Source organism: Streptomyces sp. NPDC052020 (assembly GCF_040680575.1).
Taxonomy (GTDB): domain Bacteria; phylum Actinomycetota; class Actinomycetes; order Streptomycetales; family Streptomycetaceae; genus Streptomyces.
The window spans coordinates 26,356-33,827 of record NZ_JBFAWY010000055.1 but is presented as its reverse complement, the minus strand read 5'-3'; the positions used below and the strand labels follow the sequence as shown (position 1 = coordinate 33,827).

Genomic DNA, 7,472 nt, shown 5'->3' with positions numbered 1-7,472 from the left:
GAACCCGGAAGCTAAGCTCTACAGCGCCGATGGTACTGCAGGGGGGACCCTGTGGGAGAGTAGGACGCCGCCGAACAATTTTTAGGGAAAACCCCCGTGCCATGCGCACGGGGGTTTTCTGTTTTTCTGGAGTTTTTCGTCGTCTAGTGTCGCCTTATGCGCTATGACCTCGTCATCTTCGACAACGACGGCGTGCTCGTGGACAGTGAGCCGATCTCGAACCGGCTGCTGGCCGCGTATCTCACCGAGCTCGGGCACCCGACCTCCTACGAGGACTCCCTCCGGGACTACATGGGTGCCGCGATGCACCGGGTCCACGACCTCATCCAGGAGCGCACCGGGCGCCGGCTGCCCGAGGACTTCGACGACGTCTTCCACGGCCGGGTCTTCGCCGCCTTCGAGCAGGACCTGGAACCGGTCGACGGGGTCGTCGCCGTCCTGGAGAAGCTGGCCGCCGACGGGGTGCCGTACTGCGTGGCCTCCTCGGGAAGCCACGAGCGGATCCGGGTGGGGCACCGCAGGACCGGACTGGACCGCTGGTTCGACGACCGGCGGATCTTCAGTTCGGAGGACGTGGGACGGGGCAAGCCCGCGCCGGACCTGTTCCTGCACGCGGCCGAGCGCATGGGCGTCGCGCCGCAGAGGTGTGTCGTGGTCGAGGACAGCCCGCTCGGCGTGCGGGCGGCCGTCGCGGCCGGGATGGACGTCTACGGCTACACCGCCATGACACCGGCCGGGAAACTGGCCGGCGCCACGCGCCTCTTCGCGCGGATGGAAGACCTGCCCGGCCTGCTCGACGGAACCGGACCGATACGGTAGCGGGCATGAGCGGCCGCGCACAGGTGATGTGGGACGAGGCAGTAACGGGCTACGACTTCGGCCCGGACCATCCGATGGACCCGGTCCGGCTCGCCCTCACGCGCCGCCTGGTCGACGCCTTCGGGCTCGACCGGGAAACGGAGGTGGTCGCGGCCAAGGCGGCCGGGGACTCGACACTGCGGCTCGTGCACCGGCAGGACTACATCGACGCCGTGAAGGCGGCTTCCGCGGATCCGGCGGCGGCCGACCGGTCGTACGGCCTGGGGACCCTCGACGATCCGGCCTTCGCGGGGATGCACGAGGTGGCCGCGCTGATCGCCGGGCAGTCGGTGGGAGCGGCCGAGGCCGTGTGGCGGGGGGAGGCACTGCACGCGGTGAACTTCGCGGGCGGACTGCACCACGCCATGCCGGGGGGCGCCTCGGGCTTCTGCGTCTACAACGACGCGGCGCTGGCCATCGCCCGGCTGCTGGAGCTCGGGGCCGAGCGGATCGCGTACGTAGACGTCGACGTGCATCACGGCGACGGGGTGCAGGCGGCGTTCTGGGAGGACCCGCGGGTCCTGACGATCTCGCTGCACGAGCATCCGCGGACCCTGTTCCCGGGGACCGGATGGCCGGAGGAGACAGGCGCGGACCGGGCCGAGGGATCGGCCGTGAACGTGGCGCTGCCGGCCGGGACCGGCGACGCCGGGTGGCTGCGGGCCTTCCACGCCGTGGTGCCGGAGTTGATCGCCGGTTTCCGGCCGCAGGTGCTGGTGACCCAGCACGGCGCCGACACGCACTTCGAGGACCCGCTCGCGCACCTCGCGGTGTCACTGGACGCGCAGCGGGCGGTGCAGACCGCCTGCCACGAGCTGGCGCACACGTACGCCGAGGGGCGCTGGGTGGCGCTGGGCGGGGGCGGATACGCGGTCGTCGACGTCGTGCCGCGGTCGTGGACGCATCTGGTGGGGATCGCGGCGGGCCGCCCGGTGGCGCCGGAGGCGGTGATCCCGGAGGGGTGGCGGCAGGAAGTCTTCGCCCGCACCCGCCAGTTGGCGCCGGCCCGGATGACCGACGGGCGGTGGCCGGTCCGGTGGGCCGACTGGGAGAGCGGATACGACCCCGCCGACCGGCTGGACCAGGCGGTGCTGGCGGCGCGGCGGGCGGCGTTCCCGCTGCGGGGGCTGCTGGCGTGAGCGGAAGGGGCCGGGCCCCGGCCGAGGCGGCCCCGGCTCCCGCCGTTAGGCCGGCCGTGCGGTGTTTCGCCGTTCCGCGCACAGCCCCGCCCCCCGTCCTCCACCATCGCCTCGTGCCGACCTCCGCAGCTCTCCGCGCCCATCTGCTGGCCACCGGCCTCGCCGGAGTCGTGGCCACGTCCCGGGAGCGGAGCCTGCGCAGCTACCGGCTGTTCGCCGCCCGGGACCCCCGGGCGCTGATGGGCCTCGACCCCGAGGGCGCCTGGCCGCAACCGGAGCTGCTGGCGTTGATGGCGCGGAAATGTGGCGTTCTGGACGACCCACGGCGCACTTCAGGGCAGGATGTGATTGATCCGGACCTCACGGTGGCCGCTCTGGACGCCTTCGCGGACCGGCTGGCAGAGGCCGCCCAGCGCGGTGAGCCCGTCCTCCTCGGCACCGGGCACCCGCACCGGCTACTCGGTTTCTACGCCGCCCTGGCAGACGCCCTGTCGGCGGCGGGATGTACTGTCCTCACCCCCGCGCAGGGTCGCTGTGTCGACATAACGACCCGGTTCGGCCTACGTACACACACCCTCGATTACGCACGAGGAGTCGCGCTGGTGCGGGAGCCCGGGGTCTCCCGCCCTGGTTGTGAGACCGGCGCACACACGCATTCGCCCCTCCCGGTTCGTACCGTGCTGGCCGCTGCCGCAGAGGCCGGCGGACCCCTTCCCGGGCTGGTGATCGGGGACCACGGATGGGTCTGCGGAGCAGGTCAGCTGGGGTTCGAGGCCATCGGGCTGGCCGATACGGACGACCCCGCGCCCTTCGTCGGCGAGGCGGAGGGAACGGTGTCCGTCGCCGTTCCACTTGATGACGCTGTGCGGTCTGATTACTACCGACCGCTCACCCGCTACGTACTCAATCGAGCGTGTCTGTCCCAGTAGGCCGCCGATGGGTGCACCTCTTCCCCACTCGTATCACCCGCCCCTAGTCTGGGGAGTGAGCGCGCAGCGACGAAGAGTCACCGGAAGGGGAAGCCGGTGGCCGTCGAGTGCGGAAGGTGCAGGTGTGTCATGGCTGCAGCTGGCGAAAGGCCTCTGAACGAGGTCCAGTTCCTTACCGTGGCGGAAGTCGCCTCGGTGATGCGAGTGTCGAAGATGACCGTGTACCGGCTGGTGCACAGCGGTCATCTGCCCGCGATCCGGGTGGGGCGGTCCTTCCGCGTCCCCGAGCAAGCGGTTCACGAGTACCTCCGCGAGAGCTACGTGGGGGTGGAAACGGCCTGACGGCGGCCCGGGGGGAGGTCCTCAGGGCTGCTGGGATCTTCTCCCGACCCCCTCGATTACGAGCTCGGCGCGCGGCCGGGTAGGCTAACCCCTCGAAGGTCGTATGGGCCCATGGCGCCCAGCAACCGAGTGATGAGAAGTGAGCGAGGGTAGTCGTGGGCTCTGTTATCAAGAAGCGGCGCAAGCGGATGGCCAAGAAGAAGCACCGCAAGCTGCTCAAGCGCACGCGCGTTCAGCGTCGCAACAAGAAGTAAGCGACGCCGCGACAGCGTGTCGCGTGGCCCCTCACCGCATCCGGTGGGGGGCCACTGCCATACCGGCGGGTCTCCGCAGGGCCGTCCGGGGCTGTTCCGGGTGCCGTCCTGGGGCCGTCCGGGGTCGTTCCGGGTGCCGTCCTGGGGCTGTCCGGGGGTACGGGCGCGATTTCTCGTCACGTCGCCGTCCGGTGGTCGCCACGGTGCGAGACCGACCCGCTAAGTTGGCCGCGGGCGGGAACGCGGCAGGGTACGGAGCAGGTCACAGCAGGAACACCAGTTAGACCAGGAAGACCAGGAAGACCAGGCAGACCAGGGAACACCCGGGACACGAGGGATACGGTGCGGGCGGAAGGAAGGCTCTGATCTTGGGCAAGGTCGTGCTCGTCACCGGAGTGGCCCGGCAGCTGGGCGGTCGGTTCGTCCGGCGGATCCAGCGTGATCCCGCGGTGGACCGGGTCGTCGCCGTGGACGCGGTGCCGCCCGAGCACCATCTGGGCGGCGCCGACTTCGTCCAGGCCGACATCCGCCAGCCGACCATCGCGCGGGTCCTCGCCGAGGCGGGCGCCGACACGGTCGTCCACCTGGACGTCACGGGCACGCCGCTCGGCGGCGGCAGCCGGGCCTCGGTCAAGGAGACCAACGTCATCGGCACCATGCAGCTCCTCGGTGCCTGCCAGAAGTCCCCGTCCGTGAAGCGGCTCGTCGTCAAGTCCAGTACGAACGTCTACGGGTCCGCGTCGCGCGATCCCGCCGTGTTCACCGAGACCACCCCGCCGAAGTCCCTGCCCAGCGGTGGCTTCGCCAAAGACGCGGTGGAGGTCGAGGGGTATGTGCGGGGCTTCGCGCGGCGCCGCCCCGACGTGGCCGTGTGCGTGCTGCGCTTCGCGAACATCCTCGGCCCGGCCGTCGACACGCCGCTCGCGTCGTACTTCTCGCTGCCGGTGCTGCCGACCGTGTTCGGGTACGACCCCCGGTTGCAGTTCGTGCACGAGGACGATGTGATCGAGGTGCTGCGGATCGCCTCGCACGAGCCGGCGCGGGGCACGCTCAACAGCGGTACCTTCAACATCGCCGGGGACGGGGTCCTGCCGCTCTCCCAGTGCTCCCGGCGGCTCGGCCGGCCGACCGTGCCGCTCCTGCTCCCGGCGGTCACCTGGGCGGGCTCCGTGGTGCGTACGCTGGGTATGACGGACTTCTCTCCCGAACAGATCCGGCTGCTCACCCACGGCCGGGTCGTGGACACCACCCAGATGCGCGAGACGCTGGGTTTCCGGCCGAAGTACACGACCGCGGAGACCTTCGCGGACTTCGCCCGCAGCCGAGGCGCCGGTCTGCTGCCGCCCCAGGCCCTCGCGGGGGCCGTCGACCGGATCACGGCGCTGTCCCTGCGGGCCGGCGGCCACCCCCCGACGCAGAGCGCCAACTGAGGAGCGCACCAACGATGGCGGACGCCAAGGTCATTCCGTTCGACGACGACCGGTCCCGCGGCAGTGGCGCGGTGCAGCGCCCGGCGCGGCGCCGCGGCGCGGGAAGCCGGCGCAAGGGCGACGAGTCTGCGCCGGTGGGCGAGGTGCAGCCCCTGCCCACCCGGGGCGCGGCCCGGGACGACGCCCCGGCCGGGGGCGCGCGCGAGGAGAGGGAACCCGCCCCGCCGCGGGAGGACGACGGCGGGCTGGAGCGGCGGATCGCGGGCGGCCTGGCCTTTCTGCGGCGCCGCCTCACCGGTGACTACGAGGTCGACGACTTCGGCTACGACGCCGAGCTCACCGACCAGGTGCTGATGTCCCTGCTGCGCCCGGTGTACGAGAAGTACTTCCGGGTCGAGGTGAAGGGCGTCGAGAACATCCCGGCCGAGGGGGGCGCCCTGATCGTCGCCAACCACTCCGGGACGCTTCCGCTGGACGGCCTGATGATGCAGGTGGCCGTCCACGACCACCATCCGGCCGGGCGGCATCTGCGGCTGCTCGCGGCGGACCTGGTCTTCGTGCTGCCGGTCGTCAACGAACTGGCCCGCAAGCTCGGCCACACCCTGGCCTGCACCGAGGACGCCGAGCGCCTTCTCGGCCAGGGCGAGCTGGTCGGGGTGATGCCGGAGGGATTCAAGGGCATCGGCAAGCCCTTCAGCGAGCGGTACAAGCTCCAGCGGTTCGGCCGGGGCGGGTTCGTCTCCACGGCGCTGCGGCAGGGCGTGCCGATCGTGCCCTGCTCGATCGTCGGGGCGGAGGAGATCTACCCGATGATCGGCAACGCCAAGACCCTCGCCCGGCTGCTGGGCTTCCCGTACTTCCCGCTCACACCGACCTTCCCGTGGCTGGGGCCGCTGGGCGCGGTCCCGCTGCCCACCAAGTGGACGATCCAGTTCGGGGAGCCGATCCCGACGGACGACTATCCGCCGGAGGCGGCCGAGGATCCGATGCTGATGTTCAACCTGACCGATCAGGTCCGGGAGCAGATCCAGCACACGCTGTACAAGCTGCTGGTGCAGCGCAGGTCCGTCTTCTTCTGACCTGCTTCTGATCTGCCGCTGTCCTGCTGCTGTCCTATCGGCGGGGCTGGGTCCCGGCGGGGCGCCGGTACGCCGACGGGGGCGCCCCTCCGCCGTGGAGAGGGGCGCCCCCGTCGCATACCGGATCGCCTCAGCCGGCGTCCTCCTCCTCGATACCCAGGCCGGGCAGGAGGCCCGGCAGGAGCGGCGGCAGGGTGACGTCCGGCTCGGCGGGCTCGGTCTTGTCGCCGCCCGTGGAGGGTGACGCGCTGGCGCTGTCCTTCGGCGGGTCGAGCAGGCCGCCCGGGTCGCCGCCGATCAGGCCGTCGCCGCCGCTGTCGCCGCCGTAGCCGGTCGACTTGCTGGGGCTGCCGCTGTCGCCCCGGCCGCCCTCGCCGTGGTCGCCGCCGCCGGTGCTGGGCTCGGTCGTACGGTCGCCGCCGGGCGTGCCGGCGGTGGCCGACCGGGAACCGCTCTCCTGCCCGCCGTCCCGCTCCTCCTCGGCCGGTGGCGGGGGGAGCAGGGTGCGCAGCGGGGCGACGTCCTGCTCTATGGCGTCGAACACCGACGACACCTTCTCGCTGACGTCCCCGAGCTGGACGGGCAGCTTGTCGCGCAGGGCCCCCCAGGCTTCGCCGTGGGAGCGGGAGAAGGCGGAGAGGGCCTGCATGGGGGCGAGTGAGTCGGGGTCGCGCGCGTAGACCGCGCTGAGCAGGCGGTGGCCCTCGGAGGCGTCGTGCTCCATGCCCGACAGGGTGCGGCGGATCTCGCCGAGGGACTCGTGGTCGAGGTGGCCGCCGCGGCCGCGGTCGAGGAGCCGACGGGCCTCCTTCAGCCGGGTGGAGGCCAGGTCCAGGTAGGCCCGGCCCCGCTCGTCGTCCCCGTCGGCGAGGCCGAGCTTGACGTCCTCGATGCCTCGCTTGAGGGCGTAGAGCGTGTCACCGGGCAGGGCGTCGGAACTGGCGGCGGCTACTCCGCCGAGGGCTCCCGCGGCCACCCCGACGCTGAGCCCGCCGGCGGTGAGGCCCTTGGCCAGCCGTGTGCGCGGGCGGAATCGCTTCATCGGGGTCGCCCGGTGAGCACCGCGGGCCCGCTGCTCGGGCACCGTAGGGTCCGCCTCGCCGCGCTCCTGCAGCATGGCCTCGAAGGCGGCCACCAGCTGAGCGCGCTGGACGACCTTGACCTCGGGATCCAGCTCGGGCTTGGGCAGCGCGCCGAGACCGGAGGCCAGGGCCAACAGGCGCCCCTGGTCGGTCTGCTCCGCGGACTCGGCCGGTGCCGGTCCTCCGGACTGCTCGGCCGCCGCGCCCCGATCGCACTGCTCCTCCAGAGCCTGGGCGAAGGCGTTCGCCCGCCGGTGCGCCGATACGTTCGCGATCACTGGCGGCACCTCCTCTCGTCATGACGGTCGACTCCCCAGGGGGTCCTGAGGGTTGCACACCCTGACCGAGTCCACACGGAC

At 71.9% G+C, this 7,472-nt stretch carries 8 protein-coding genes and 1 rRNA gene; 8 read left to right on the top strand and 1 reads right to left on the bottom strand.

Translation table 11 applies throughout. The features are described 5' to 3' along the window. The 8 genes from rrf to AB0L74_RS32870 form a co-directional block, all read left to right on the top strand. Positions 1–76: ribosomal RNA gene (rrf, locus tag AB0L74_RS32905) — 5S ribosomal RNA — on the top strand; the annotation flags it as partial. 80 nt (positions 77–156) lie between these two features. Further along, on the top strand, positions 157–819 hold the full coding sequence (locus tag AB0L74_RS32900) for an HAD family hydrolase (protein WP_365660675.1): 663 nt from the start codon (positions 157–159) through the stop codon (positions 817–819). Positions 820–824: 5 nt separating this feature from the next. Continuing rightward, the gene (locus tag AB0L74_RS32895; RefSeq protein ID WP_365660672.1) at positions 825–1,997 is read left to right on the top strand and encodes an acetoin utilization protein AcuC; all 1,173 of its coding nucleotides are present in this window, start codon (positions 825–827) and stop codon (positions 1,995–1,997) included. A 113-nt stretch (positions 1,998–2,110) separates the two neighbouring features. Further along, complete coding sequence (locus AB0L74_RS32890; RefSeq protein ID WP_365660669.1) at positions 2,111–2,926, top strand: phosphatase; 816 nt, start codon at positions 2,111–2,113, stop codon at positions 2,924–2,926. A gap of 129 nt (positions 2,927–3,055) precedes the next feature. Further along, on the top strand, positions 3,056–3,268 hold the full coding sequence (locus AB0L74_RS32885; RefSeq protein WP_004984898.1) for a helix-turn-helix domain-containing protein: 213 nt from the start codon (positions 3,056–3,058) through the stop codon (positions 3,266–3,268). A gap of 155 nt (positions 3,269–3,423) precedes the next feature. Continuing rightward, positions 3,424–3,522 carry an AURKAIP1/COX24 domain-containing protein gene (locus AB0L74_RS32880; RefSeq protein ID WP_003948845.1) on the top strand — a complete coding sequence of 33 codons (99 nt, stop codon included), beginning with the start codon at positions 3,424–3,426 and terminating at the stop codon, positions 3,520–3,522. A gap of 368 nt (positions 3,523–3,890) precedes the next feature. After that, positions 3,891–4,952 (top strand): NAD-dependent epimerase/dehydratase family protein, encoded by a 1,062-nt coding sequence (locus AB0L74_RS32875; RefSeq protein WP_365660666.1) that lies wholly within the window; start codon positions 3,891–3,893, stop codon positions 4,950–4,952. 14 nt (positions 4,953–4,966) lie between these two features. Beyond that, positions 4,967–6,031, top strand: a complete 1,065-nt coding sequence (locus tag AB0L74_RS32870; protein ID WP_365660663.1) for a lysophospholipid acyltransferase family protein — start codon at positions 4,967–4,969, stop codon at positions 6,029–6,031. 130 nt (positions 6,032–6,161) lie between these two features. On the opposite strand, the gene AB0L74_RS32865 is transcribed toward AB0L74_RS32870, so the two are convergent. Further along, entirely contained in the window at positions 6,162–7,391 is a 1,230-nt protein-coding gene (locus tag AB0L74_RS32865; protein WP_365660660.1) for a DUF5667 domain-containing protein, read from the bottom strand. Positions 7,392–7,472: the final 81 nt, after the last annotated feature.

Coding starts and splice junctions, on each gene's coding strand:
- AB0L74_RS32895 (WP_365660672.1), top strand. CDS start 825: ATGAGCGGCCGCGCACAGGTGATGTGGGACGAGGCAGTAACGGGCTAC.
- AB0L74_RS32885 (WP_004984898.1), top strand. CDS start 3,056: ATGGCTGCAGCTGGCGAAAGGCCTCTGAACGAGGTCCAGTTCCTTACC.
- AB0L74_RS32870 (WP_365660663.1), top strand. CDS start 4,967: ATGGCGGACGCCAAGGTCATTCCGTTCGACGACGACCGGTCCCGCGGC.
- AB0L74_RS32900 (WP_365660675.1), top strand. CDS start 157: ATGCGCTATGACCTCGTCATCTTCGACAACGACGGCGTGCTCGTGGAC.